The following is a 25017-nucleotide window of genomic DNA, read 5'->3' on the forward strand; positions in this document are numbered from 1 at the left end:
CGCCCCTGTGACGACGTACCACCTCGCACCCCCTGCCGCTGCTCCCACGGCGCCAACGCTCGATGAGCACCAGCGCCGTGTGGTCGAGCACGGCGCCGGCCCGCTCCTGGTGCTCGCGGGGCCGGGCACGGGCAAGACGACGACTCTCGTCGAGGCGATCGTCGACCGGATCGAGCGCCGGGGAGCCTCCCCCGACGAGGTGCTGGCGCTGACCTTCTCCCGCAAGGCGGCCGAGCAGCTCCGCGACCGCGTGACCGGGCGGCTCGGTCGCACCATGACCGCCAACCCCTGCTCGACGTTCCACTCCTTCGCCTACCAGCTGGTGCGGCGCTACGCCCCGGCCGAGCTCTACGACGCACCTCTGCGGCTGCTCTCGGCGCCCGAGGCCGACGTCGTGCTGCGCGAGCTGCTCGCAGAGAACCCCGAGTCCGTCCGCTGGCCCGAGTCGTTCCGCCACGCGCTCGGCACCCGAGGCTTCGCCCGTGAGGTCGCCTCGGTGCTCTCCCGTGCCCGGGAGAAGGGGCTCGAGGGGTCGGCGTTGCACGAGCTCGGCCTCACCGAGGGCGTGCCGGAGTTCGCGGCCGCCGGGTTGTTCCTCGACCAGTACCTCACGATCCTCGACGCGCAGGGGGCGATCGACTATCCCGACCTGATCCGGCGGGCGACCATCGAGGCGGAGGCGCACCAGGCCGACCTTCGCGCGCGGTACCGGTGGATCTTCGTCGACGAGTTCCAGGACACCGACCCCGGGCAGATCGCGCTCCTGCAGGCACTGGCCGGCGACGGAGGCAACCTCGTTGCCGTGGGTGATCCGCACCAGTCCATCTACGGCTTCCGTGGCGCCGAGGTGCGGGGGATCTTGGAGTTCCCGACCACGTTCCCGACCGCCTCGGGCGACCCGGCACCGGTGGTCGCCCTGCGCACCACGCGGCGCTTCGGGCTCCGCGTGCTCACCGCGGCGCAGCGGGTCGCGGGGCGGATCGGCCTTCCCGGGACGATCGACTCCGACGCCCGCGAGGCCTTCCTTGCCCCGGAGGCGGCCGGGCCGGACGGCCGGGTCCAGGTGCTGACGTTCGACAGCGAGCGGGCCGAGGCCGAGCACGTTGCCGACCTGCTCCGCCGCGCCCACCTCGAGGACGGGATCGACTGGGACGAGATGGCCGTGCTGGTGCGCTCCGGTCGCTCCTCGATCCCGCCGCTACGCCGGGCGCTCGGCGCACTCGGTGTGCCCGTCGAGGTCGCCGGCGACGAGGTGCCGCTCGTCCGCGACCCGGCGGTCGAGCCGCTGCTCGAGGCCCTGCGTGCTGCGCTCAACCTCGACAACGACGACCCGCTACGCGGCGGCTACCTCGACCCGTCCCGGATCGAGGCCCTGCTCACCGGCCCGCTCGGTGGCCTCGCCGCCGGGGACGTACGCCGACTGGCCCGTGCCCTGCGCACCCGCGAGCGCCGCCCATCGCGCGAGCTCCTCCGTGCTGCGGTCGTCGACCCCTCGTTCCTTGCCGGTGTCACCGGTGCGGCCGCCGCGGATGTCGCCAAGGCCTCCGCTCTGGTCTCCCTGCTGCACCGCGTGCGTGTGCTGGCCGACGACGGTGCCGGTCCCGAGGAGCTGCTCTGGGAGCTCTGGTCGGCGACCTCATGGCCCGAGCGACTGCGCCGGTCCGTCGACCTCGGCGGCGCGGCCGCCCGGCGCGCCCACCGCGACCTCGACGCGATCGTCGCGCTTTTCGAGACGGCCGCCCGGGTGCAGGAGGCGCGGGACCACACCGATGCACGGGTGTTCCTCGAGACCCTGGGCGCCCAGCAGATCCCTGCGGACACCTTGGCCGAGCGCGGAGCACGGGGTGCCGCCGTACGGCTCTTGACGGCCCACCGCTCGAAGGGGCTCGAGTGGCGGCTCGTCGTGGTCGCGCACGTCCAGGCCGAGGCGTGGCCGGACCTGCGGCGGCGTTCGTCACTGTTGCAGCCCGACCGGATCGGGCCGGCGGGTGAGGGGTTGATCCCGTCGCTGTCACCGCGCGAGCTGCTCGCCGAGGAGCGGAGGCTCTTCTACGTCGCCTGCACCCGCGCCCGGGAGCGTCTCATCGTGACCGCCGTGCACAGCAACGACGACGAGGGTGAGCAGCCGAGCCGGTTCCTCGAGGAGCTCGGCGTCCCGCCGACGCGCATCATCGGACGACCGAAGCGGCCGCTCTCCCTCGGAGGCCTCGTCGCCGAGCTCCGCCGTGTGGCCGCCTCACCCGACTCGCCGCCGGCGCTGCGCGATGCCGCAGCGCGCCGGCTCGCGCGCCTCGCCTCGGAGACCCGCGGCGACCGCGCCCTCGTGCCTGCCGCGGACCCCTCGACGTGGTGGGGCACCCGCTCGGCCACCCGGGCGGTGTCCCCGTTGCGTGACCCCGACGGCCCGGTTCCGATCTCGCCGAGCGCACTGGATCGCCTCGTCCAATGCCCGATGGAGTGGTTCCTCTCCCGCGAGGCGGGCGGTGTGGCCGCCTCGCACCAGGCCGCGAACGTCGGTGAGCTCGTCCATGCGCTCGCGCAGCGGGTGGCGTCGAAGGAGCTGCCGCCGGACATCGAGGTGCTCATGAGCCACGTCGATGCGGTCTGGGAGCGACTGCAGTTCCGGACCTCGTGGTCGGGGGTGCGCGAGCACGCCCGCATCCGGGCCGCGCTGGAGCGGTTCCTCGCCTGGCACGGCTCCAACCCGCGCACGGTGATCGGGCTGGAGAGCTCCTTCCGTGCCGACGTCTCCGTCACCCACGAGGACGGTGGCGATCTGGTCCGCGTGAGTGGCCGCCTCGACCGCCTGGAGCTCGACCACGAGGGCAACGTCGTCGTGGTCGATCTCAAGACTGGCAAGAACGTCCCGACCGGCCCGGCCGTGCTGCGCCACCGCCAGCTCGGCCTCTACCAGCTGGCCGTCGACCGCGGGGGCGTCGCCGAGCTCGCGCCCGGCGCCGGCAGCGGCGGGGCCGAGCTGGTCCAGCTCGGCTCACCCGACCTCAGCGCGCCGGTCAAGGTCCAGGCTCAGCCCGTCCACGCCGACGACAGCGAGGAGCGCCTCGCGCTGCAGATCGAGCTCGGCATCGCTGCCCGGCGGGTCCGGCGCGAGGAGTTCCCGGCGATCCAGGGCGACCATTGCCGGACGTGCACGTTCCTGTCACTGTGCCCGGCGCGCGGTGCGGCGGCGGTGACCGCGTGACGCCCGTGTCGATCGACAGCCCGGAGGAGCTCGCCCGCCTGATGGGCGTGACCCACCCGGCCTCGCCCGAGCAGTGGGCGGCGATCACCGCGCCGCTCGAGCCGGCCGTCGTCATCGCCGGTGCCGGCTCGGGCAAGACGACCCTCATGGCCGCCCGGGTGGTCTACCTGGTCCTGACCGGCCAGGTCCGGCCCGACGAGATCCTCGGCCTCACGTTCACCACGAAGGCGACCGCCGAGCTGCGGGCGCGGATCATGCGCGCCCTCGAGGCCGCCGGCGCCCTCGACGAGACCGAGGATGGGGAGGTGTTGGAGCCGACGGTGGCGACGTACAACGCCTATGCCGCCTCGCTGCTCTCCGACCACGGCCTGCGGATCGGCCACGAGCCCGACACGCGCGTCGTCACCGATGCGGCGCGCTACCAGCTCGGCGCACGCGCGATCGACCGGCACAGCGGTGTCGTCATGCTGCTCTCGGACCATCCGCCCACGGTGATCCAGTGGCTGCTCGCCCTCGACAGCCAGCTCAACGAGCACCTGCGCACTCCGGCCGAGGTGCGTGCCTTCGACGAGGAGGCGCGCGTCGGGTTCATGCGGGAGCTCGAGGCCGAGCAGGCCGGCAAGGCGCGTTCGACCTACCTCGGTGTCTACGAGTCCGCGATCAACACCCTCGAGCGCCGCGGCGAGCTCCTGGACCTCGTCGAGACCTACCGCCGCCTCAAGCGTGAGCTCGGCCTGATGGACTTCAGCGACCAGATCGCGCTGGCGGCCCAGCTGGCGACCGAGCATCCGGAGGTCGGCGCGGGGGAGCGGGATCGCTTCAAGGTGGTGCTGCTCGACGAGTACCAGGACACCTCGACGGCCCAGGCGATCATGCTGTCGAAGCTGTACGGCGACGGCCATGCGGTCATGGCCGTCGGCGACCCCAACCAGGCGATCTACGGCTGGCGCGGCGCGTCGGTCTCCAACATCACCGGTTTCGGCGCGGTCTTCCCCAAGGCCTCAGGTGAGCCGGCGGACCTGTTCCACCTCACGGTCAACCGGCGCTCGGGCGCGCGGATCCTCGAGGCCGCCAACGCGCTGGCCGCGCCGCTGCTCGCCGTCACGCCGTCGGTGAAGCCGCTGGTCGCCGACCCTGCTCGAGGTTCGGGTCGCGTCACCACGCAGGTGTTCGAGCGCCAGGTCGACGAGCTCGTGTGGCTGGCCGAGGAGATCGCCACTGTCCACGAGGCGGGCACGGACTGGGCCCGGCTCGCGGTGCTCACCCGTGACAACGCCAGCGCCGGCCTCGCCTTCGACGTGCTCAGCAACGCCGGCATCCCGGTCGAGATCGTCGGGCTGTCCGGTCTGCTCCGGTTGCCGGAGATCGCGGAGATCGTCGCCGTCCTCCATCTGCTGCAGGACGTCACGGCCAATGCCGCGATGCTCACCCTGCTCAACGGTCCGCGCTGGGCGGTGGGGCTGCGCGACCAGCGGTTACTGGCCAAGCGTGCCGAGGAGCTGGCCGGTGGGCGCCGCGACTCCGACCGCGGACCGATCGACGAGGCCCTCGCCTCCCTCGCAGACGGCGTCGACCCGGCCGAGCTCCCCGCCCTCGACGACGCCCTCTCCGACCCGGGTGACCTCGACTACTCACCCGAGGCGCGCGAGCGCTTCGGCCTCCTCGCCGGCGAGCTGCGGATGCTCCGCAGCCACCTCGGTGAGCCGCTGATGGACGTGGTCCGTCGCGTGGTCGATACCCTCGGCACCGACATCGAGCTGGCGTCGGCCACGACACCGGCCGCGGCGGCGAGACGCGACAACCTCGACCTCTTCCTCAAGGCGGTCGCCGACTTCCAGGCGATCGACGGAGACATCTCGATGAGCGCGCTCCTCGCCTATCTCACCGCGGAGGAGGAGCAGGGGTCCGGACTCGAGCTGGCGACGCCGAGCGAGGCCGACTCGGTCAAGCTGCTCACCGTCCACCGCTCCAAGGGCCTGGAGTGGGCGGAGGTCTTCTGCATGGGCGTCGCGGAGACCGCGTTCCCCTCCAACCGGGGCCGCTCGACGTGGATCTCGACACCGTCGGTGATCCCGTCACCGCTGCGCCGCGACGAGTTCGACATCCCGCACCTGGTCGGCTTCTCGAAGGCGGACATCGACGAGTGGAAGCAGCGGCTCAAGGCGCACGACGCCAACGAGGAGCTGCGCTTGGGCTACGTCGCCTTCACCCGCGCCGAGTCGCGGCTCTCGGTGACGTCGTACCTCTGGACGGCGCGGAGGACGCCGTTCGGTCCCTCGTCCTTCCAGCGGCTGGTCCGCGACCTGCTCACCGAGCTGTGGGAGGAGATCGTGGAGTGGCTGGAGAAGCCCGAGAAGGGAGCGGCCAACCCCTACGACGCCCTCGACCCCGAGAAGCCGTGGCCATTGCCCGGCCCGGGCGAGGAAGCCCGCCTGCGCAGGGCCGCAGCCGAGCTCGTGGCCTCGATCGACCCGACTGCCCCGGACGAGGAGCTCGATATGGAGCAGCTCGCGATCGTCAACGAGTGGGACGAGGAGCTCGGCCGCCTCCTGGCCGAGGCCCGCGCGGAGACCGCGACCGAGGTCGTCGTACGTCGACCCGACTCGCTCTCCGCCACCGCACTCTCACGCTGGCAGGAGGACCCGGAGGGTTTCGCCCGTGAGCTCGCCCGGCCGATGCCGCGCCGTCCGTCAGCGGCCGCGCGCTTCGGCACGCGGTTCCACGCCTGGGTGGAGACCCGGTTCGGCCAGCAGGACCTCTTCGACCTCACCGACCTGCCGGGCCAGGCCGATGCCGGCATCGAGGACGACGCCGATCTCGCCGAGGTGATCAAGGCCTTCGAGTCGGGGCCCTTCGCCGAGCGCCCGCCGGCCTTCGTCGAGGCGCCGTTCGCCCTCGTGCTGGCCGGTCAGGTGGTGCGGGGGCGGATCGACGCGATCTATGCCGAGCCTTCGACGGATGGCCGGGAGGGGTGGCTGATCATCGACTGGAAGACCAACCGCTCCGCCACCGCCGATCCCCTCCAACTGGCGATCTACCGCCTGGCGTGGGCCGAGCTGCAGGGCATAGCGATCGACCAGGTCCGGGCGGCGTTCTACTACGTCCGCACCGGCGAGCTGGTCGAGGCCGAGGACCTCCCCGATCGCAGCGATCTCGAGGACCTGCTCGGCCAGCAGGGCTGACTCCCTCCGCGCATCCGACGTCCGGGACGACTCCGCCCGGACCATGGCCTGCAGTCACGACGTCCGGGACGACTCCGCCCACCGGCTGCCCGGAATGCGGGTCAGGTCGTCCCGGACGCACGTGCGTACGGGACGACATCGCCCGGCCCCGTCGCCGCGACCGGGTCAGTTCGTCCCGGACGGCGGTCGAGCCAGGCCGCGACCCCGCGGGCGGCGAAGCGACCGGCACGGTTCGCGCCGATCGTCGAGGCGCTGGGGCCGTAGCCGACGAGCTGGACGCGCGGATCGGCCACTGCGGTGGTGCCCAGGCGGTCGAGCTGGATGCCGCCGGCGGCGGTGCGCAGGTGCAGCGGGGCGAGGTGCGAGACCGCCGGTCGGAAGCCGGTCGCCCAGAGGATCACGTCGACCGGCTCGAACTCTGTGCCCGACAACTGCGGGTCGGCCCAGCGCACCCCGTCCGGCTCGATCCGCTCGAACATCGGCAGTCGCCGGTCATAGACACCCCTCAGCCGGGCCGCCTCCTCCTGCGGCCGGAGCATCAGCCCGGTGACCGTGACGACCGACTCGGGCGCCAGACCACGACGTACCCGATCCTCGACCAGCGCCACCGCAGCAGAGCCGGCCTCCGGGTCGAACCGGCCGGTCCGCCAGACCGGCGGCCGCCTCGTCACCCAGAGCACGTCGGTCACCGGAGCGAGCAGCCCGAGGAACTGGACGGCCGAGGCGCCACCGCCGACGACGATCACGCGCTTCCCGATGAAGGCGTCCGGCGAGGTGAAGCCGTGGGTGTGCAGCTGCTCGCCGAGGAAGGTCTCGCGGCCGGGGTAGTAGGGCCAGTAGGGCTTCGTCCAGGTGCCGGTGGCATTGACGATCGTCCGCGCCGTCCATCGGCGTCCGTCGCGTGCCTCCACCGAGAGCAGGCCGTCCACGTCGCGCACGGCGGAGACCTCCACCGGACGTACGACCGGGAGCTGCTCCTCGCGCTCATAGGCGCCGAAGTACGCCGGCACGGCCTCGTTCGCACGCAGATCGGACTCCGGCAACGCGTCGGCCTCGGGGAGCTCTGCGATCCGGTGCACGTCGTGCATCGTCAGCGCGTCCCACCGGTGCTGCCATGCGCCGCCCGGCGCCGCGTTGGCATCCAGCACGACATGCGAGAGCCCGCGACGCTTCAGGTGATGGCTCGCCGAGAGTCCTGCCTGCCCGGCACCGATCACGACGGAGTCCCACGTCTGCACGACTGGACAACACGGATCCCTCGCCACTTATTCATCCCGGGTCTACCTTTGGAGGCGTGACGTTGCCGCACGAGCGCCTCCACGAAGGTGCCCACGACCGTCTCGGACACCTGCGCGGCAACGACGACTGGGAGGCCGAACGATGGCTGGATCCGTCGACCCGCGTGCTCGTCGTCGCCGGCACCCGGATCTCGTCGCCACTGACCTGGCTGAGTCCGGCCGAGGCGCCCGAGGGCCGACGGGTCCTGCTCGGCGAGCGTGACGGCCGCGCCTACTTCGCCGTCATCGTCAGCCGCGACCACGCCGACGACAGCTGGCTGCCGCTGCGGTCGGTCCTGCCCGAGCTCGTCGGGGCGACGGATGCCCTTGCGCCGCTGGTCTTCCACGCCATCGGCATGGCCGAGTGGCTGGCGGCGACCCGGTTCTGTCCGCGTTGCGGTGGCCCGCTCGTGATGCAGTCCTCCGGGCACGAGCTCGCCTGCAGCGACGGGCATGTCCAGTTCCCGCGGTCGGACCCGGCGGTCATCATGCTGATCACCCACGGCGAGCCGGGCTCATCCGACGAGGTCGCGCTGCTGGGTCGCAAGGGGGAGTGGCCCGACGGTCGCTTCTCGACGCTCGCCGGCTTCTGCGAGCCGGGTGAGTCGCTCGAGGACGCAGTCCGTCGGGAGGTCGCGGAGGAGGCCGGCGTACGGGTCGGCGCGGTGCAGTACGTCGGCAACCAGCCGTGGCCGCTGCCCGCCTCCCTCATGCTGGGATTCACCGGTGTGGCCCTCGACCTCGACATCAACACCGACGCCGAGGAGCTGGACGAGGCCCGCTGGTTCACCCGCGAGGACCTGCTCCGCGGCGCCAAGGCCGGTGACCTGCTCCTGCCCGGCGAGGTCTCGATCAGTCGCTCACTGATCGAGGGCTGGGTCGGCCAGCCGCTGCCCGGCAGCTGGTAGCGCGAGCAGGATCAGCTGCCGGTCGCCCACGACGCCGGCGAGATGATCCACAGGGCCTCGGCCGGCCGGCTCGCACTCGGATTGCGCCAGGTGTGTGGCTCGCGACCGGAGAAGGTCATGGTGTCGCCGGCGGCGAGGGTCTCCTCGTGATCGGCGAAGGTGACCGCGATCTGGCCGCGCAGGACGTGGAGGACCTCGAGCTCGGCATTGAGCGTGTAGAGCTCTGCGCCACCGCTCGCGGCCGGCTCGACGGTGGAGTGCACCAGCTGCAGTCGCGACTGGGCGGGTGGCGTGAGTAGTCGCTCGTCGACCCCGTCCCCGGTGAGTTCGATGCGCGGCGCCTCACCGCGGCGTACGACGTCGGTCTTCGGCGCTGCGAAGAGCTCGCCCACCGGCAGCGCGAGGACCGAGCAGATCGCGACCAGAGTGGCCACGCTCGGCGAGGTCATGTCGCGCTCGAGGCGACTCACGAAGCCCTTGGTGACGTTGCTCAGCCGTGCCACGTGCTCGATCGTGAGGCCCTGCCGCAGCCGTGCGTCACGCAGACGTGCCCCGATCCGGAGACCGGCGGTGGTCTCACTCTCTTCCGTCACCTGGTCCCTCCTCAGGCCGCCGCTGCCGCCTCCGACACCCTAGCGACCGCGTCACCCGCCCTTGGTCTGTGACCCAGTCGAAACAGGGACGAGGTCGAATCCGAAACATGACAATGGTTGCGTTGTGAGCATCTGATGTTTACCGTGAGGCAACTCGCCTCATGCATCTCGACCAGGAGCCGACATGACGACCATCCCCTCATCGCCGCGACCACCCGCGATCGAAGCACGATCGATCGACTGGGTTCCCGAGACGGAGCGCCACGGCAAGCTCTGGCACCAGGCGCCGCTGTGGTTCCTGGGCAACTTCCAGTACTTCTCCATCCCGATCGGCTTCATCGGTCCCGGCCTGGGGCTCTCGATCGGCTGGACCGTGGTGGCCTCCGCGCTGGGCCTCGCGGTCGGCACGCTCTTCATGGCCTTTCACGCGACCCAAGGGCCGCAGATGGGTCTGCCCCAGATGATCCAGTCCAGGGCGCAGTTCGGCTATCGGGGCGTGATCATCCCGCTCTTCGCCACGCTCTTCACCTATGTCGCCTTCAACGTCACCGACCAGGTGCTGCTCGGCTCCGGACTCAACGCGGCCTACGGCTGGAACGCCCAGGTCGTCGCCGTCGTGGCGGCGGTACTCGCGGCCCTCCTGGCGATCTACGGCCACGACTGGGTGCACCGTTTCTTCCGGTGGATCCTCTACGTCTCGCTGCCACTGACCCTGATCGTCACGGTCGGTGTCATCATCGGCGCCGGTGGCGGCCATGCGCCGACGGCCCACTTCGGCTTCACCTGGGTGGCGTTCATGGCGCAGTTCTCTGCCGCCGCGGCGTACAACATCACCTACGCGCCCTATGTCTCGGACTACTCCCGTTACCTGCCGTCGAAGACACCGGCCGGCTCGGTCATCGCGTCGGTGTTCTTCGGTGCCGCCGGCGCCGCCCTCTGGCTGATGTCCCTCGGTGCGTGGCTCGCCATCCGACTCGGCGCCTCGGACGGCCTTGCGGGCCTGCTGCAGGCCGGCAACAACGTCGTCGGCCACCTCGGCGACGTGGTCGCCTTCCTCTCTGCGCTCGCGCTGATGGCCACGATGGGCATGAACGCGTACGGCGGCGCGCTGTCGGTCCTGACCGCGGTGGACTCCTTCAAGTCGATCAAGCCGACCCGCACCGCGCGGATCGTGACGATCCTCGCGCTGACGGTCATCTGGTACCTGATCGGCGAGACCATCAGTGGCGATGCCGTCGGCACCGTCTTCAGCTCGCTGACCCTGATGCTCTACCTGCTCGTCCCGTGGACGGCGACCAACCTCATCGACTACTTCTTCGTCCGCCGCGGCCACTATGCCCTCACCGAGCTGTTCCGTCCGCGTGGCATCTACGGGTCCTGGGCCTGGCGCGGCCTCGCGGCGTACGGCATCGGCTTCGTGTGCGAGATCCCCTTCATGGTCCTTCCCGAGTTGGGCGGCTGGAGCTACACCGGCTTCTTCGCCAGTAGGATGAGCGGCATCGACGTCGCCTGGATCGTGGGCCTCGCCGTCACGTCGGTCGCCTACCTGCTCTTCACGCGCGGCCTCGACCTGAGCGTGGAGAGGACGGCCGAGGCGGCCAGCAATGAGAGGCTCGCTGCCCTCGAGAGGATGGATCTCGCGTGACACCCGGCATTCCCCGGATCGAAGAGGGCGGCCACGTCGGCCCGATGGACGCCAGTGTGATGCCGCGGTTCGCGGGGCCGCCGACCTTCGCCCTGCTGCCGACGGCGGCCGAGGTGGGCGACATCGACGTCGCGGTCGTCGGCGTCCCGTTCGACACAGGCGTCAGCTTCCGGCCAGGCGCCCGTTTCGGCCCCGAGCACATCCGTGCCTCGTCGCGCCTGCTGCGTCCGTACAACCCCGCGGCCGACGTCTCGCCCTTCGCCGCCCTCCAGGTGGCGGACTGCGGTGACATCGCCGCGAACCCCTTCTCGATCCAGGAGGCGGTCGAGCAGGTCGAGCGCGGTGCGGACGCCCTGACCGAGCGAGCCGGGCGGCTCCTCACCCTCGGCGGGGACCACACGATCGCGCTACCGCTGCTGCGCTCGCTGTCACGGCGTCACGGCCCGATCGCGGTGGTCCACTTCGACGCGCACCTCGACACCTGGGACACCTACTTCGGTGCTCCCGTGACGCACGGGACTCCGTTCCGCAGGGCCAGCGAGGAGGGCCTGCTCGACACCTCGGCCTGCCTGCACGTGGGCACGCGCGGGCCGCTGTACGGGCGGGTCGACCTGCGCGACGACAAGGACCTCGGCTTCGAGATCGTCGCCGCCACGGACGTGCCCGACCTCGGCGTGCGGGGGATCGTGGACCGGATCCGGGCACGCGTGGGTGAGCGACCGGTCTACGTCTCGGTCGACATCGACGTCCTCGACCCGGCGTTCGCACCCGGCACGGGCACGCCGGAGGCGGGTGGCCTGCTGAGCAGGGAACTGTTGGGGGTCCTGCGCGGCTTCGCCGACCTCAACCTGGTCGGCGCCGACATCGTCGAGGTCGCCCCGGCCTATGACCACGCGCAGATCACCGGCATCGCCGCCGCGCACGTGGGCTACGAGCTCCTGTCAGCGATGGCGTTGGGAGCGTCGGCATGAGCACCGAGACCGAGGTGCTGGAGGCGGCCGACCGCCTGGTCGAGGCGTTCGGACGACATGATGCGGCGGCGTACTTCGCCTGCTTCGACGCGGATGCCGACTTCATCTTCTACAACCATCCGCAGCGCCTCGACTCACGTTCCGCGTGGGAGCAGTTGTGGCGGCAGTGGGAGAGTGAGGACGGCTTCCGCGTGCTCGGCTGCCGCTCGACCGATCGTTCCGTCCACGTCGTGGACGAGCGCACCGCCATCTTCACGCACGCCGTGGAGACCGACGTGAGCCTCGGTGGCGAGACCTCCACCAGCCGGGAGCGGGAGACGATCGTCTTCCATCGCGGCGATGCCGGCTGGGTCGCCGTGCACGAGCACCTCTCGCCGACCGAGGCCTGACGGCTCGCCGGCGGGGCGGGTCAGCTCGCGAGCGAGGCGAGCTTCTCCTTGATCTGGAGAACGCTCGGGTTCGTCTGCGCCGAGCCGTCGGGGTACACGAGGGTCGGCACCGTCTGGTTGCCGTTGTTGACCTTCTCGACGATCTCCGCCGTGCCGGGGACCTGCTCGATGTTGACCTCCTCGAAGACGATCCCCTCCCTGCCCAGCTGACCCTTGAGGCGCTGGCAGTAGCCACACCACGGGGTCGTGTACATCACGAAGGACGAACTCGGACTCTGCGCTTCGCTCATGTCAGGAGAACCTACGTCACCCTCGGACCATTCCCCACGACTCCGGAGATGTGCTCCCACGAGCCGGTTCACGGCACCAGCAGCCGGTACGCCGACGGCGAGACCGTCCACGTCCGGCGTCGCATCGGCCCCTCGATCTCTCCGTCCGTGCTGCACCAGAACTCCTCGCCCGAGACCCTGACCGACCGGCCGCGCTGATGGGCGACGTCGGCACGCCGGTGGTGACGGCCGAGAACGAGGTCGCGGGCGTAGCCGAGGTGACGGAGGAGCCCGACCGGTGTCGAGACGATCACGTCGATCAGGCCGTCGGAGGGATCAGCCGTGGGGACGAGCGAGGTGCCGCCACCGACCTGGGGGCCGTTGCCGATCGCGACCTGGAGCACGTCGGCACCGCCGCTGTACATCGCACGCTCGTCGACGTCGACGGACAGCCGCAGCGTCGGCGGGCTGAGCGCCGTCAGCAGCGCACCGATCGGGTAACCGATCTTGCCCAGGTGCTTCTTCCACCACTCACCACGCTTCGCCGCGTCAGCGCCGGCGCCGGCGTGCACGCTGTTGACCACGAGGCCGCCGACGTCGTCGAGCAGCACGTCCATCGGGCACGTGCGGCCCGCCAGCACGACAGCGGCCGCCTCGGCAGGGTCGAGCGGGATGCCGACACCGCGGGCGAAGTCGTTGCCGGTCCCGAGCGGCACCAACCCGACCGTCGTCGAGGCGAGACGGTCCAGATCATGGAGGGCGGAGATGACGGCGTGCATCGTGCCGTCGCCACCCGCCACGACGACCACGGACGGAGCTGCGGTCAGTGCCTCGGCGAGGGAGTCGGCCGTCGACGTACGGGCGAGGGTGACCTCGGCTCGTGCCTCCAGCACCGGCAGGAGCTCGGTGAGGTCGTCGTCCGGTCGGGCGAGTACGAGCAGGTCCACGTCCACAACCTAGCCATCGTGCGGTCCCTCCAGTTCGTGTGAGAGCCGGGGCGCCGCCTACGATCGAGGACGTGCCTCAGTTCGGTCGCCTGTCGAAGATCCACCTGCTCGCCGCGATCCGCGACTACACGACGGACGACGAGGTGCTCGAGCGCTATGAGCTCGATCCGGACGGCGCGGACGTGATGGCGGTCGAGCGTGGGAAGCAGTACGACGCCCGGGTGCTCGTGCTGTCGGCGTACGAGAAGGTGACGGGGGAGCGCCTCACCGGCGGCGACCTGCCCGCCGACCTCGCCAGCCTGCTGACCCGCCTCGAGCTCAAGGCCGTGAGCCGCCGCGAGCTCATCGCCGCCCAGACGCTCAAGTCGGCCCGCCAGCGCGTGCCGGGCACGCCGCGTGCCGCGCGCCCGAAGGCGCCCTCAGCGCCGGCGCAGGTGGAGAAGCCCGTCGCGCTCTGCCCGACCTGCTGGATGCAGCTGCCCGCCACCGGTCGCTGCGACAACTGCGACTGAGGGCCAGCCGGAGCCAGCCTCAGCCGGACAGTGCGCGCGCGAGCGAGCGCGCCGTGTCCAGGAGCGCGGGCAGGATCTCGCTCTGGCGCTCCTCGGTGAGCCGGGTGTTCGGTCCAGCCACCGTCAGCGCTGCGAGCGCGGCGCCGGAGCGACCGAGTACGGCCGCCGAGACGGCGGTGAGCCCGATCTCCATCTCCGAGACCGAGATGGCCCAGCCGCGGTCGCGGATCTCGTCGAGCTCCTCGGCCGAGGGCCAACGCGCCCGGGCGCGTTCGGGGGCCTCCTCCCACGCCTCCTTCTGCACCTCATCGGGGGCGTGGGCGAGAAGGACCTTGCCGGTGGCGCCGATCCCGAGGGGCAGCACCGTGCCCAGCAGCATCAGTGGCTGGAGCGTGTTCGGCCCCGGCGTCGAGACGGCACAGACACGGTGCGCGCGCTCGGGTACATGGAGTTGGACGCTCTCGCCGGCGCGTGTGGCCAGGTCGCGCATGAGCGGTTCGGCAGCGGCCCTGATCCCGAGCGACCGGTCAGCGGCGTGGCCCCACTCGACCAGGCGGTAGCCCGGTCGGTAGGCGCCGTCGTGGCCGCGCGCGAGACCGAGCTCGACGAGCTCGGCGAGCAGACGGTGCAGCGAGGACTTCGGCAGCTGGACCTGGGCGGCCATGTCGCCCAGCTTGATCGGGCCGTCGGCCGAGACCAGGACCTCGACGACCTGGGCCACCTTCGCGAGAACGGACACCGGGACTCAGTCGATCCCGACCGTGGCGCGCTGGCGCAGTCGCTGCGAGATGGCTCGGGCTGCGCCGGAGACCACCCGCGTGATGGCGGGAAGGTTCAGACGGTCGGCCGGCACGACGCTCGTCACGGCGGCGAACGCCTTGCCGCTCTCGTCGAAGACGGGGGCGCTCACCCAGACCATGGCACCGGTCCGCGCCACGGCGACGCCGTTGCGGCGGATCTCGCCGAACTGCTGGCGCACCTTGAAGTCGTCGACCGGCTTGTTGATCCAGGACAGTGCCTCGTCGTACGGCATGTTGGCCAGGAGGGCGAGGCCCGGCGCGGAGTGAGTGATGGGGAGCTCGCGCGGGGCGGTCCATGCCTCGAGGTCGCTCCGGCCCGCGAGCACGTCGAGGACCAGCAGGCGCTGGCTGTCGAGGCTGGCGAGGAGTGCCACCTCGCTGGTGAGGTCCCGCAGATCCACGAGGCACGGACGGGCCGCGTCGCGCAGGCCACGGATGCTCGGCACGTCCTTGCCCAGGCGCCACAGCCTGCGGCCGAGGCGGTAACGACCACGGCCGGCGCGCTCGACCGCGCCCGACTCGACGAGGTTGGCCAACATGCGGTGCACCGTCGCGGCCGGCAGCCCCGTCTCGTCACACAGGCTGCTGATCGACTGCTCGGTCGTCCCCGTGAAGCACTCGAGGATGTCGAGGACGCGTCCGAGGACGGAGCGCTTGCTGTCGAGGGTTACTGCGGTCGCCGTGGCCATGGTGTCTCCAGAATCGGAATGCGGTTCAGTTATTCAGAACGGCATTCACCATAGTTGTGAGGGCTGTCACATGCAAGCAGCCGCCCCGACAAATCTGTCGGAGCGGCTGCTGCAGGCCGGACGCGGGTTCGGCGGAGGCCCTCAGAGAGCGGGGGCGGCCTCCACGCACGAGGTGCTCGCGGCCAGCTCGCCGGCGTACGTCGCCACCTCCTGCACGTCGGCGACCCACTGCCGCACGACGGAGGCGTCGGCGTCTGCGGGCAGCTCACCCATGCGCAGGGCGATGGGCGGCGCGCCCGCCGGCTGGGGGACCCGCACGACGATCGAGTGCAGCGAGTACCGCTCGCCGTCGGTGATCTCAGGCTCGTAGAGCCGGGTGGTGTCCGCGATCAGGCTCTTCAGCGTGCGGGCGTGCTGGGGCAGGCCGCCGCCCGAGGAGTACTCCCGGATCACCGACATCCGCTCGGTCGACTCCGGCGAGGTGAGCGAGAGCGAGTAGCCGCGCTCGACGACGGTCTCCAGGTTGCGGCGCAGCAGCGCCAGCGTCTCCTCGTCCTGCCCGGACGCCGAGGCGAGCCAGGCCTCGGCCTCGGGACCGTCGCTGTCGGTCAGGTAGACGGCTCCGAGCGGGGCGACGAGCGGCATCCGGTGGCCGACGGAGATCCCCGAGGTCACCGGGGAGTGGTTGGCGGTCAGGACGAAGCAGACCTCGTTGCCGCTCTTGGTGAGGACCGAGCAGTCCGCCCCGTGGGTGAGGGCGAGCGTCTCGATGCGGTCGCGCGCCAGCTCGGCCAGTCGGACCGCCGTGATGATCTCGGGGCTGGTCGGGGCGACCAGGGAGGGCGGTGAGAACCGGCCGTAGCCGCCCTGGAAGAAGAGCAGGGGGAGGGCGGGGCGGCTGACCTTCAGGTCGGTCACACGACCGAGCACGATCCAGTGGTCACCTCCGTCCACGACGTCGTGGTGGCTGCACTCGATCCAGGCGACGGACTCCTCGAACACGGGTGATCCGCCGGGCGCCGGCGTCCATGCCACACCGTCGAACTTGTCGGGGATGCGGGACGCGAAGCGTCGGCACAGGTCCTCCTGGTCCGCGGCGAGCACGTTGACGCAGAAGCGTTCGGCCGTGGACAGACGGGCCCAGCTGCCCGAGTCCTTGGTCGGGAGGAAGGCCACCAGCGGCGGGTCCAGCGACACCGAGGTGAACGACCCGACGACCATGCCGGCCGGGGTGCCGTCGGAGGCGATGCCCGTGACGACCGCGACGCCGGTGGGGTAGTGGCCGAGCGTCTCGCGGAACTCGGCGGATGTGAACGGACTGCTCATGATTCCTCCAGGCTGGCGACGGCTGCATCGGCGCAGCGTCGATCGATCTCGGGTGGGCCTCCGCTCACCCCGACGGCACCGACCACGACACCGCCGCGCCGGATCGGTACGCCGCCGTCGAGCGTCACCGGCCGCCAGGCGAGCTCGTCCGAGGCGATGTCGAAGACCTCTGGCCAGGTCTCGGCCAGTCCCGTCAGCTCGACGCACGGCCGGCCGAAGCGGGCCGACGTCCGAGCCTTCGCGCGGGCCGCGGCTGCGGTGAACCACGAGGCCGAGTGATCGCGCAGGACGACCAGGTCGTCGCCGTACGCGTCGACGACGGCCACGGCACCGGTCTGGCCGGCCTCCGCGGCTGCAGTCCGAGCGGCGGACGCCACTCGCACCGCGTCGTCGTGCTCGAGGGTCATCGCGGTGCGCCGGCCTCGACCACGGCCGTGGCGTTGCCCTCGGGTGCGTCGACCGTGACGACCTCCGCCGGCTTGCGGATCAGCTGGTAGACCTCCGAGCGCAGTTCGGCGAACCGGTGCTCGGACTTGGTGCTCAGCTGGTCACGCGGCGTGGGCAGGTCGACGGGGATCAGCGCGGCGATGGTCGCCGGCTTGCCCGACAGCACGAGGACGGTGTCGGCGAGGTAGACGGCCTCGTCGATGTCGTGGGTCACGAGCAGCACGGTGATGCCGAGCTCGTCACGCACCTTGAGGACGAGGTCCTCCAGGTCGGAGCGTGTCTGGGCGTCGACCGAGGCGAACGGCTCGTCCATGACGATGACCTTCGGGTTGAAGGCGAGCGCGCGGGCGATGGCCACGCGCTGCTGCATGCCGCCGGAGAGCTGCCAGGGGTAGGAGCCGCAGAAGTCGACGAGGCCGACCTTCTCCAGCGCGTCGGTGGCGATCTGCTTGCGCTCCTTCTTCGCGACGCCGGCGGAGCGCAGCGGCAGCATCACGTTGTCGATCACCGAGAGCCACGGCATCAGGGAGCGGCTGTAGTCCTGGAAGACGATCGCCATCCCCTTCGGCGTCCCGTTGACGACCTGGGCGTCGAAGCGGACCTGGCCCTGGGTCGGCCGCTGGAGGCCGGTCAGGCACTGCAGGAGGGTCGTCTTGCCGACGCCGGACGGGCCGACGATGCAGACGAACTCGCCCTTGCCGACGCTGAAGTCGAGGCGCTCCCAGATCTGCCGTGGGCCGTAGGCGTGGCCCAGCCCCTCGACCTCGAGGATCGCGTTCTCCTGCTGGTTCATCACTTTCCTCCAAGGTTGTGGGCGGTCATTCCCTTGTGCCATCCGAGGACACGGTTCTCGACCAGGGTGAAGAGCTTGCTGAGGATGTAGCCGAGGATCCCGAGCGCGATGATCCCGGCCCACATGTCCGCGAAGCGGAAGGAGCGGTAGGCGAGCAGTGTGAAGCTGCCGACACCGCCCGGGTCGCCGACCATCTCCGTGACGGTCATGGCGACGATGCCGATGGCGAGCGCGGTCCTCGCGCCGGCGAACACCTGGGGTGCCGCGTTCGGCAGGATGATGTAGCGGATCCGGTCGCGCAGACTCAGCCGGTAACTGGTGGCGACGTCCTTGAGCAGTGGCTCGACCGAGCGCACACCGTCGACGGCGTTGAGCAGGATCGGCCAGGTGCAGACCATCGCGATGGTGAAGGTCTTGAAGGAGTCACCCAGGCCGAGCACCAGCATGATGACCGGCATCAGGGCGACGCCGGGCGTGGCACGCATCAGCTCCACGTAGGGCCGGGTGGCGTTGTCGAGCCAGTGCACCGTGCCGAGCAGGACGCCGAGCGCCGTGCCGACCACGCATGCCGCACCGAAGCCGATCGCGAGGCGTCGCAGGCTGGGAACGATGTCGGTGTGGAAGCCGTCCCAGATCCAGATCTCCTTGCACCGCTCGAGGATCGTCTGCAGCGGCGGGAAGTAGGGGTTGATGCTGTTGGCGCTGGCGAACCACCACGCGACCAGCAGCACGATGGGGAGCCAGATCTCCCAGCTCACGAGGCGGACGTAGCGGATCATCGGCGCACCTTGTCTCGTTCGGAGGGGTGCCACCACAGCGCACGGCGCTGGACGGTGACGAGCAGGATGTTCAGCAGCACACCGAGGAGCGCGGCGGCGAACATGTAGACGAAGAGCTTCTCGGGCGCGTGCGCCTCGTACATGCGGAAGAGCGCGAGGCCGATGCCGCCGGTCTGCCCGAAGTACTCGGCGGTCACCGCGAGGATCAGACTGACGGTCGCGGCGATGCGCAGGCCGGTCATGAGGAACGGCAGCGACGAGGGCGCGAAGACGAAGCGGAACCGCTCGACCGGGCTGAGCCGGAACGCCTTCGCGACCTGCCGCAGCTGGGAGCTGGCCTGCTGCACGGCGTACGTCGCCTGGATGATGAGCGGCCAGACCGCACCGAAGACGACCAGGCCGATCGCCATGGTCCGGGTGTTGCCGAACTCGAGCAGCAGGATCGGGATCACCGCGGTGCCGGGGATCGTGCGGCCGAAGTCGACGAGGAAGTTGGTGCTGAGCATCGTGCGGCGGCTCGACCCGATCAGGAAGCCGAGTGGGATCCCGACGATCACAGAGATCAGGAATCCGGAGACCGCAGTGATGACGGTGCTGACCACGGCGCCCCAGAAGTCACTGGTCGGCACCAGGTCGAACGCGGTCTGCAGGGTGAGGAGCGGCGTCGGGAAGCCGGCGCTCGAGCCCGGTCCCTTCGCGAACCACGTCCACACCGCGAGGACGACGACCAGAGCGCCGAGCTTCTGGGCGAAGGACACCAGCCGGGCCCGTGCGCTGGAGCGGGCCGCGGCGGGGGCCGCCCCCCGGCCGGGAGTGGCTCCCGGCCGGGTGGCGGTCTCGCCGAGGGTGGCGATACTCACGGCAGCATGTCCGCCGGGGTGATGCCGGCAGAGCCGTCGAGCATGCCGTACTTCTTCATCCGGTCGACCGCGAACGTGACGTTGTCGTCGGTCACGGGGGTCTCCGCGAACTCAGGGTAGACCGCGGCCTGGAGCAGCTCCGACGGGATGTCCGGGATGACCTTGGCGGCCAGGGCTGCCTTGCCGGCGGTGTCGAGTGCGTTGACCGCCTTGTTGCCCGCGATGATCGCGTCCTCGAAGTCGCCGACCAGGGCGGCGTTGCTCTTCGCGAACTGCTGGGTCGAGACGAACGCGTAGGCGAGGTCCCCGCCGGCCTGGGCGTAGCTGCCGATGAAGCGGACGGTCGGGTCCTTCTTCATCGCGGTGCCGTTGGGCTCCGAGACGACGGTGGCGTCGACGTTGCCGGCCTTCAGCTGGTCGGGGCCGGTGCGGCCGGTCTCGACCCACTGGATCTTGGAGGAGTCACCGCCCGCCTCGTCGACGGCAGTGCGCAGGTCCAGCCACAGCTGGCTGTTGAGCGCCGGGACGCCGAACTTCTTGCCCTCGAGGTCCTTGAAGGACTTGATGGGGGAGTCCTTCTTCACCCAGAGCGTGGAGGTGGACCAGCCGTCCGAGTTCGGGTCGGTGCCCACGGCACCGGGAGCGACCATGGTGAACTTCGTGCCCTGCGACGCGGCGACGAGCGGGGTGGTCATGTCCATGAGGGCGAACTGCAGCTTGCCGCCGATGAGCTGCGGGGCGGCCTCAGCGGGAGTCGCGATGGTGACGAACTCGACCTTCTTGCCGTCGGCCTCGAGCGCCTTGGCGACCTCGGGGGCCTGCGCGTCCAGCCCGTTGAAGCTGGGGAAGACGCCGATCTTGATCGTGTCGCCGGTGAACTCCTTGCCGCCGGCCGCGCCCGAGCCGCCGCCGCATGCGGTGAGGGAGGTGAGGGCAGCAGCAGCGATCGCCGCGAGGGCGATGCGTCGGGAACTGCGGTGACTGGACATGGTTCTCCTTGAAGTGCCGGGGCAGTACCGGTTCGATCCGGTGTTGGCTCCATCACACGGGCCGTCCGAGCGGCCGTCATCACCAATTCCGGCCAGTGAGGCAAATCACTCGGTTCCGGGGCTCCCGGACTAACTTCAGGGACATGACCGAGCTGACCCAGGAGTCCACGAGCCGCACCGTGAAGACGGCCAGCGGGCAGATCCACTACCACGAGGCCGGCCCGGCCGACGCTCACGCGGTGATCATGCTCCACGGCAGCGGTCCCGGCGCCACGGGCTGGAGCAACTTCAACGGTCAGCTGCGCGCCCTCTCTGACCGCTTCCGCGTGATCGCCCCCGACATGCCCGGCTGGGGCGACTCCGACCCCGTCAGCTACGAGGAGCGCAACCACCAGCAGGCGGCGCTCGACTTCATGGACGAGCTCGGCATCGAGAAGGCGTCGTACGTCGGCAACTCCATGGGTGGGGCAACCTCCCTGCAGGTCGCCGCCCGCAACCCCGACCGCGTCGCCGGTCTGGTGACGCTCGGCGCGGGCGCCGGCGGCGTGCGCCTCTTCGGCGCGGGTGACGGCCCCACCGAGGGCCTGAAGCTGCTCCAGGGCGCCTACCGCGACCCGAGCCCGGTCGGCATGGCGAAGTTCGTCGACATCTTCGTCTACGACGAGGCGTTCAAGTCCGAGGAGCTGGTCCGGCAGCGGTCGGACAACGCGCTGCGTCATCCCGAGCACCTGGCGAACTTCATCGCCGGGCTCGGCCGACCCCGCCGTGGGCTGGTCTCGGACGAGGAGATCGCCTCCATCACCGCGCCGACCCTGATCATCCACGGACGCGACGACCGCGTGGTGCACTACGAGGGCAGCCTGAAGCTCTGCGCCCTGGTGCCGAACTCGCGGCTCGTGCTGATCAACCGCTGTGGCCACTGGGCCCAGGTCGAGCACGCCGCTGAGTTCAACCGCCTGCTCGCCTGCCACCTCGACGACATCAGCATCGACAACCTCTGAGTAGGGGAGCGACCATGAGCAACGTTCTGCAGCGCATCGAGGAGCAGGCCGACTTCTTCTCCGACCAGGCGGAGGAGGCCGACGCGCTCGGCCGTCTGCCCGACACCACCGCGAAGATGATGCGTGAGCTCGGTGTGGTGAAGATCCTCCACCCGGCCGACTTCGGTGGCCTCGAGGGATCACCGATCGACTTCTACAAGGCGATCATGGCGATCGGCTCGCGGTCGGCCTCGGCCGGCTGGGTCGCCTCCGTGGTCGGCATCCACGCCTACCAGATGGCGCAGGCCGACCGTCGGCTCCAGGAGGAGATCTGGGGGAAGGACGGCGCTGCCTCCGACACCTGGGTCGCCTCTCCCTACGCGCCGTTCGGCAAGGCCACACCGGTCGAGGGTGGCTGGCTCTTCAGCGGCCGCTGGCCGTTCTCCTCCGGCACCGACCACTGCGACTGGGTCGTGCTCGGCGGCTTGCTCCTCGGCGAGGACGGCAAGCCCGTCGCCGGGGACCCGGTGCGGCACTTCGTCCTGCCCCGTGCCGACTACGAGATCGTCCCGGACTCGTGGAATGTGGTCGGCCTCAAGGGCACCGGGTCGAAGGACATCCTCATCAAGGACGCCTTCATCCCGGACTACCGGATGATCGACCCGAACGCCCTCAGTGACTTCGAACTGGCGCGGAAGGCCGGACGGGATGACTCCCCGACGTACCGGATGCCCTTCCACACCATGTTCAGCGGCACCATCACGGCCGGCACCCTCGGTGCCGCGCTCGGCGTGCTGCGCGAGGCTCGCGCCTACATGAAGAGCCGCGTCACGGTGAAGGGCGTCGCCACCAACTCCGACCCGCGCCACCTCTTCGTGCTCTCCGAGGCCGCCGCCGACATCGACGCCAGCGTGATGCAGTTCCTCTCCTCGATCGAGGAGATGTGGGGCTATGCGAACCGCCGCGAGGAGATCCCGATGGACCTGCGCGTCCGCGCACGCCGGGACCAGGTCCGCTCGGCGCACCGCGCGGTCGAGGCCGCGGACAAGCTGGTCAAGATGGCCGGTGGCAACGCCCTCCGCCTGGACAGCGCCATCCAGCGCGCCTGGCGCGACGCCCACATGGCGCTCGGTCACCAGGTCAACCAGGAGGACGTGGTCTACCAGGCCTGGGGCCTGCACGACATGGGGCTGCCGGTCCCGGCCTCCGCCCGGGTCTGACGCGGTGGCCGCGCTCACCACGCCGGACAAGGTGAGCGAGGAGGGCTGGCGGCACGCCACGCGTGCGTTCCGGCATCCCATGTTCCGACGCTTCTGGACCGCTGCCCTCGTCTCGAACGCCGGCAGTTGGCTGCAGAACCTCGCCGTCCCCTACGTCCTCTTCCAGCTCACGCACAGCGCGCTGTGGGTGGGGCTCGCCGCGGTGGCGCAGTTCGTCCCCAATGTGCTCTGCGCGCCGTTCGGCGGTGCGCTCGCCGACCGGTTCGAGCGGCGGCGGGTCCTGCTCGTCACGCAGGCCGGGATGACGGCCGGCGCGATCGGCCTCTGGCTGCTGTGGCAGCTCGGCTACCGGGAGCCGGCAGCGATCCTCGCGCTCGTCGCAGTCGCCGGCGCCTTCCAAGGACTCACCCTCCCCGGCTGGCAGTCGTTCGTGAACGACCTCGTGCCACGGGCCGACCTCACGTCGGCGGTGGCGCTCAACTCCCTCCAGTTCAATGCCGCCCGCTCGGTCGGTCCGGCCGTAGCAGGGGTGCTCCTGGCGACGCTGGGGCCGGGGTGGGCCTTCCTCATCAACGCGGCGTCGTACGTCGCCGTCATCGGTGCCCTGCTCGTGATCCGGACCGGCGCCGCACCGGCGCCCGGCGTCCGCGCCCCGATCGTCGCCGGGTACGTCGCCGCGGTGAGGTATCTCCGCAGACAGCCGGGGATCCAGGCCGCGATCCTGGTCTCGATCCTCGTCGGCATCCTCGGCAACCCGGTCTTCAGCCTCACGGTGGTCTTCGCCAGTGAGGTCTTCAAGGTGGGAGCGGTCGGCCTCGGCCTGCTCAACGCCGCGCTCGGTGTGGGAGCCGTGCTCGTCGCGCCGATGGTCGCCGGTGGTCGGCGTGCGGGCCTCGCCCGCAACGTGCGCTGGACGTTCATCCTCTACGCGGCCGCCCTGGCGGCCTTCGCCGCCACGACCCACGCCGTGGTGGCCGGCCTCGCGCTCGTGGTCGTCGGCGGCTGCTTCATGGCGGCCATCTCGTCGGCCAACACCGCGATCCAGCTCATCGTCGCCGACCACATGCGCGGCCGGGTCCTCGCGCTCCGGATCACTCTCTACTCCACCTCGCTCCCGCTGGGCACGTTCGTGCAGAGCTGGCTCTCCGACCTCGTCGGCGTACGCCAGGCGATGGCCGGCTCGGCGGCCTGCATGCTGGCCGTCGGGCTGGTCGTGGCGTTCTGGCGGGGCGGCGCGATCGCCCGCCGACTCGACGACCCGCACGATGAGTCGAACTGATTTTCCGCTCTGTGCCACAAGCCGACCGCAGCCTTCACCGGCCGGTGCAGAGTGATCGAGAGCACACCACACACACCCTGATGGGAGTTCCCATGACCGCCACCGTCCGCAGCCTCGGGTACGTCGTAATCGGCACCACCGACCTCGCTGCCTGGCGCACGTTCGCCCCGCAGGTCCTCGGCATGGAGCTCGTCGAGCACACCGAGACCTCCCTGCGCTTCCGCATGGACGAGTTCGGGTACCGGTTCCAGGTCGAGGAGGGGGCTCCCGAAGGCGTCCACACCCTCGGCTGGGGCGTGAAGGGTGCCGACGAGCTGACCGAACTCATCGCCCACATCGAGAAGTACGGCTACACCGTCACCCGCCACGGCCAGGGCTCCGAGCTCGCCGCCGCGCGCAACGTCAAGGAGGTCGCGACCCTCTCCGACCCCGACGGCCTGACGATCGAGCTCTTCCACGCCTTCGAGGAGGCGCTGACGCCGTTCGTCTCGCCGGTCGGCACGTCGTTCGTCGCCGACCGCGAGCTCGGAATGGGCCACATCTTCCAGATGGTCAGCGACCCGGAGAAGTACAACGAGTTCTACCGCGACGTGCTCGGCTTCCGGCTCAGCGACTACATCGGTCCGGCGACGTTCTACCACTGCAACCCGCGCCACCACTCGTTCGCGTTCGTGCCGGCGCCCAAGCCAGAGATGCAGCGCGTCCACCACATCATGATGGAGACGACAGACCTCGACGGCGTGGGTCGCGCGATCGACGCGATGAAGGCGGCCGGTGCGCCCGAGACGGCGACGCTGGGTAAGCACACCAACGACAAGATGATCTCCTTCTACGTCCAGACGCCGTCGAAGGTCTCCATCGAGTACGGCACCGGCGGCATCTTCATCGATGACGAGACCTGGGTCCCCACCCAGTACTCCTCGGCCCACTACTGGGGCCACGACCGCGAGGACGCGTGAC

23 protein-coding genes are annotated in these 25017 nt (G+C 70.6%); 11 read left to right on the top strand and 12 right to left on the bottom strand.

Annotated features, from left to right (window positions below):
* Positions 1-7 precede the first annotated feature (7 nt).
* The gene (locus tag LH076_RS04495) at positions 8-3202 is read left to right on the top strand and encodes an ATP-dependent helicase (protein ID WP_227782803.1); all 3195 of its coding nucleotides are present in this window, start codon (positions 8-10) and stop codon (positions 3200-3202) included.
* Positions 3199-6384, top strand: coding sequence for a UvrD-helicase domain-containing protein (locus LH076_RS04500; protein WP_227782804.1), 3186 nt, complete (start codon positions 3199-3201; stop codon positions 6382-6384). The genes LH076_RS04495 and LH076_RS04500 overlap by 4 nt, the downstream gene beginning before the upstream one ends.
* A gap of 101 nt (positions 6385-6485) precedes the next feature.
* Here LH076_RS04500 and LH076_RS04505 read toward each other — a convergent pair whose 3' ends face one another.
* Positions 6486-7622 (bottom strand): NAD(P)-binding domain-containing protein, encoded by a 1137-nt coding sequence (locus LH076_RS04505; protein WP_227782805.1) that lies wholly within the window; start codon positions 7620-7622, stop codon positions 6486-6488.
* A 56-nt stretch (positions 7623-7678) separates the two neighbouring features.
* Between LH076_RS04505 and nudC the strand changes: the two genes are divergently transcribed.
* A complete protein-coding gene (gene nudC / locus LH076_RS04510; RefSeq protein ID WP_227782806.1) occupies positions 7679-8569 on the top strand; it encodes an NAD(+) diphosphatase in 891 nt (296 codons plus the stop codon).
* Between the two features lie 11 nt (positions 8570-8580).
* Here nudC and LH076_RS04515 read toward each other — a convergent pair whose 3' ends face one another.
* Positions 8581-9162 carry a helix-turn-helix domain-containing protein gene (locus tag LH076_RS04515; RefSeq protein ID WP_227782807.1) on the bottom strand — a complete coding sequence of 194 codons (582 nt, stop codon included), beginning with the start codon at positions 9160-9162 and terminating at the stop codon, positions 8581-8583.
* Positions 9163-9346: 184 nt separating this feature from the next.
* Between LH076_RS04515 and LH076_RS04520 the strand changes: the two genes are divergently transcribed.
* From LH076_RS04520 to LH076_RS04530, 3 genes are read left to right on the top strand one after another with little or no spacing between them, the layout of a single operon-like run.
* Complete coding sequence (locus LH076_RS04520; protein WP_227782808.1) at positions 9347-10807, top strand: purine-cytosine permease family protein; 1461 nt, start codon at positions 9347-9349, stop codon at positions 10805-10807.
* Positions 10804-11778, top strand: a complete 975-nt coding sequence (gene speB / locus LH076_RS04525; protein WP_227782809.1) for an agmatinase — start codon at positions 10804-10806, stop codon at positions 11776-11778. Before LH076_RS04520 ends, speB begins: the two co-directional genes overlap by 4 nt.
* Positions 11775-12167, top strand: a complete 393-nt coding sequence (locus LH076_RS04530; RefSeq protein WP_227782810.1) for a YybH family protein — start codon at positions 11775-11777, stop codon at positions 12165-12167. Before speB ends, LH076_RS04530 begins: the two co-directional genes overlap by 4 nt.
* 20 nt (positions 12168-12187) lie before the next feature.
* On the opposite strand, the gene LH076_RS04535 is transcribed toward LH076_RS04530, so the two are convergent.
* Positions 12188-12457 (bottom strand): mycoredoxin, encoded by a 270-nt coding sequence (locus tag LH076_RS04535; RefSeq protein ID WP_227782811.1) that lies wholly within the window; start codon positions 12455-12457, stop codon positions 12188-12190.
* Positions 12458-12525: 68 nt separating this feature from the next.
* Positions 12526-13383 (bottom strand): diacylglycerol/lipid kinase family protein, encoded by an 858-nt coding sequence (locus LH076_RS04540; RefSeq protein ID WP_227782812.1) that lies wholly within the window; start codon positions 13381-13383, stop codon positions 12526-12528.
* Positions 13384-13454: 71 nt separating this feature from the next.
* On the opposite strand from LH076_RS04540, the gene LH076_RS04545 reads away from it, so the two are divergent.
* Entirely contained in the window at positions 13455-13895 is a 441-nt protein-coding gene (locus LH076_RS04545) for a hypothetical protein (protein WP_227782813.1), read from the top strand.
* A 19-nt stretch (positions 13896-13914) separates the two neighbouring features.
* Here LH076_RS04545 and LH076_RS04550 read toward each other — a convergent pair whose 3' ends face one another.
* The 8 genes from LH076_RS04550 to LH076_RS04585 form a co-directional block, all read right to left on the bottom strand.
* Complete coding sequence (locus LH076_RS04550; protein WP_227782814.1) at positions 13915-14634, bottom strand: IclR family transcriptional regulator; 720 nt, start codon at positions 14632-14634, stop codon at positions 13915-13917.
* 6 nt (positions 14635-14640) lie between these two features.
* A complete protein-coding gene (locus LH076_RS04555; protein WP_227782815.1) occupies positions 14641-15384 on the bottom strand; it encodes an IclR family transcriptional regulator in 744 nt (247 codons plus the stop codon).
* 141 nt (positions 15385-15525) lie between these two features.
* On the bottom strand, positions 15526-16710 hold the full coding sequence (locus LH076_RS04560; protein ID WP_227782816.1) for a flavin reductase family protein: 1185 nt from the start codon (positions 16708-16710) through the stop codon (positions 15526-15528).
* Positions 16707-17117, bottom strand: coding sequence for a heme-binding protein (locus tag LH076_RS04565; protein WP_227782817.1), 411 nt, complete (start codon positions 17115-17117; stop codon positions 16707-16709). The genes LH076_RS04560 and LH076_RS04565 overlap by 4 nt, the downstream gene beginning before the upstream one ends.
* Positions 17114-17950 (bottom strand): ABC transporter ATP-binding protein, encoded by an 837-nt coding sequence (locus LH076_RS04570; protein ID WP_227782818.1) that lies wholly within the window; start codon positions 17948-17950, stop codon positions 17114-17116. Before LH076_RS04570 ends, LH076_RS04565 begins: the two co-directional genes overlap by 4 nt.
* Positions 17950-18729, bottom strand: a complete 780-nt coding sequence (locus LH076_RS04575; protein WP_227782819.1) for an ABC transporter permease — start codon at positions 18727-18729, stop codon at positions 17950-17952. The genes LH076_RS04570 and LH076_RS04575 overlap by 1 nt, the downstream gene beginning before the upstream one ends.
* The gene (locus tag LH076_RS04580) at positions 18726-19589 is read right to left on the bottom strand and encodes an ABC transporter permease (RefSeq protein ID WP_227782820.1); all 864 of its coding nucleotides are present in this window, start codon (positions 19587-19589) and stop codon (positions 18726-18728) included. The genes LH076_RS04575 and LH076_RS04580 overlap by 4 nt, the downstream gene beginning before the upstream one ends.
* The gene (locus LH076_RS04585) at positions 19586-20578 is read right to left on the bottom strand and encodes an ABC transporter substrate-binding protein (protein WP_227782821.1); all 993 of its coding nucleotides are present in this window, start codon (positions 20576-20578) and stop codon (positions 19586-19588) included. The genes LH076_RS04580 and LH076_RS04585 overlap by 4 nt, the downstream gene beginning before the upstream one ends.
* A 143-nt stretch (positions 20579-20721) precedes the next feature.
* On the opposite strand from LH076_RS04585, the gene LH076_RS04590 reads away from it, so the two are divergent.
* The 4 genes from LH076_RS04590 (at position 20722) to LH076_RS04605 (ending at position 25016) form a co-directional block, all read left to right on the top strand.
* Positions 20722-21579 (top strand): alpha/beta fold hydrolase, encoded by an 858-nt coding sequence (locus tag LH076_RS04590; RefSeq protein WP_227782822.1) that lies wholly within the window; start codon positions 20722-20724, stop codon positions 21577-21579.
* Between the two features lie 14 nt (positions 21580-21593).
* Positions 21594-22778, top strand: a complete 1185-nt coding sequence (locus LH076_RS04595) for a hydroxylase (RefSeq protein ID WP_227782823.1) — start codon at positions 21594-21596, stop codon at positions 22776-22778.
* A 4-nt stretch (positions 22779-22782) separates the two neighbouring features.
* Positions 22783-24057, top strand: coding sequence for an MFS transporter (locus LH076_RS04600; RefSeq protein WP_227782824.1), 1275 nt, complete (start codon positions 22783-22785; stop codon positions 24055-24057).
* Between the two features lie 92 nt (positions 24058-24149).
* A complete protein-coding gene (locus LH076_RS04605) occupies positions 24150-25016 on the top strand; it encodes a VOC family protein (protein ID WP_227782825.1) in 867 nt (288 codons plus the stop codon).
* The last annotated feature ends 1 nt before the right edge of the window (position 25017 follow it).

The organism is Nocardioides sp. Kera G14 (genome assembly GCF_020715565.1).
Lineage (GTDB): Bacteria > Actinomycetota > Actinomycetes > Propionibacteriales > Nocardioidaceae > Nocardioides.

Excerpts from the sequence above, each read along its gene's own strand:
- LH076_RS04520 (WP_227782808.1), top strand. The coding sequence starts at position 9,347 with ATGACGACCATCCCCTCATCGCCGCGACCACCCGCGATCGAAGCACGA.
- LH076_RS04530 (WP_227782810.1), top strand. The coding sequence starts at position 11,775 with ATGAGCACCGAGACCGAGGTGCTGGAGGCGGCCGACCGCCTGGTCGAG.
- LH076_RS04535 (WP_227782811.1), bottom strand. The coding sequence starts at position 12,457 with ATGAGCGAAGCGCAGAGTCCGAGTTCGTCCTTCGTGATGTACACGACC.
- LH076_RS04555 (WP_227782815.1), bottom strand. The coding sequence starts at position 15,384 with ATGGCCACGGCGACCGCAGTAACCCTCGACAGCAAGCGCTCCGTCCTC.
- LH076_RS04560 (WP_227782816.1), bottom strand. The coding sequence starts at position 16,710 with ATGAGCAGTCCGTTCACATCCGCCGAGTTCCGCGAGACGCTCGGCCAC.
- LH076_RS04565 (WP_227782817.1), bottom strand. The coding sequence starts at position 17,117 with ATGACCCTCGAGCACGACGACGCGGTGCGAGTGGCGTCCGCCGCTCGG.
- LH076_RS04570 (WP_227782818.1), bottom strand. The coding sequence starts at position 17,950 with ATGAACCAGCAGGAGAACGCGATCCTCGAGGTCGAGGGGCTGGGCCAC.
- LH076_RS04575 (WP_227782819.1), bottom strand. The coding sequence starts at position 18,729 with ATGATCCGCTACGTCCGCCTCGTGAGCTGGGAGATCTGGCTCCCCATC.
- LH076_RS04585 (WP_227782821.1), bottom strand. The coding sequence starts at position 20,578 with ATGTCCAGTCACCGCAGTTCCCGACGCATCGCCCTCGCGGCGATCGCT.
- LH076_RS04590 (WP_227782822.1), top strand. The coding sequence starts at position 20,722 with ATGACCGAGCTGACCCAGGAGTCCACGAGCCGCACCGTGAAGACGGCC.
- LH076_RS04595 (WP_227782823.1), top strand. The coding sequence starts at position 21,594 with ATGAGCAACGTTCTGCAGCGCATCGAGGAGCAGGCCGACTTCTTCTCC.
- LH076_RS04605 (WP_227782825.1), top strand. The coding sequence starts at position 24,150 with ATGACCGCCACCGTCCGCAGCCTCGGGTACGTCGTAATCGGCACCACC.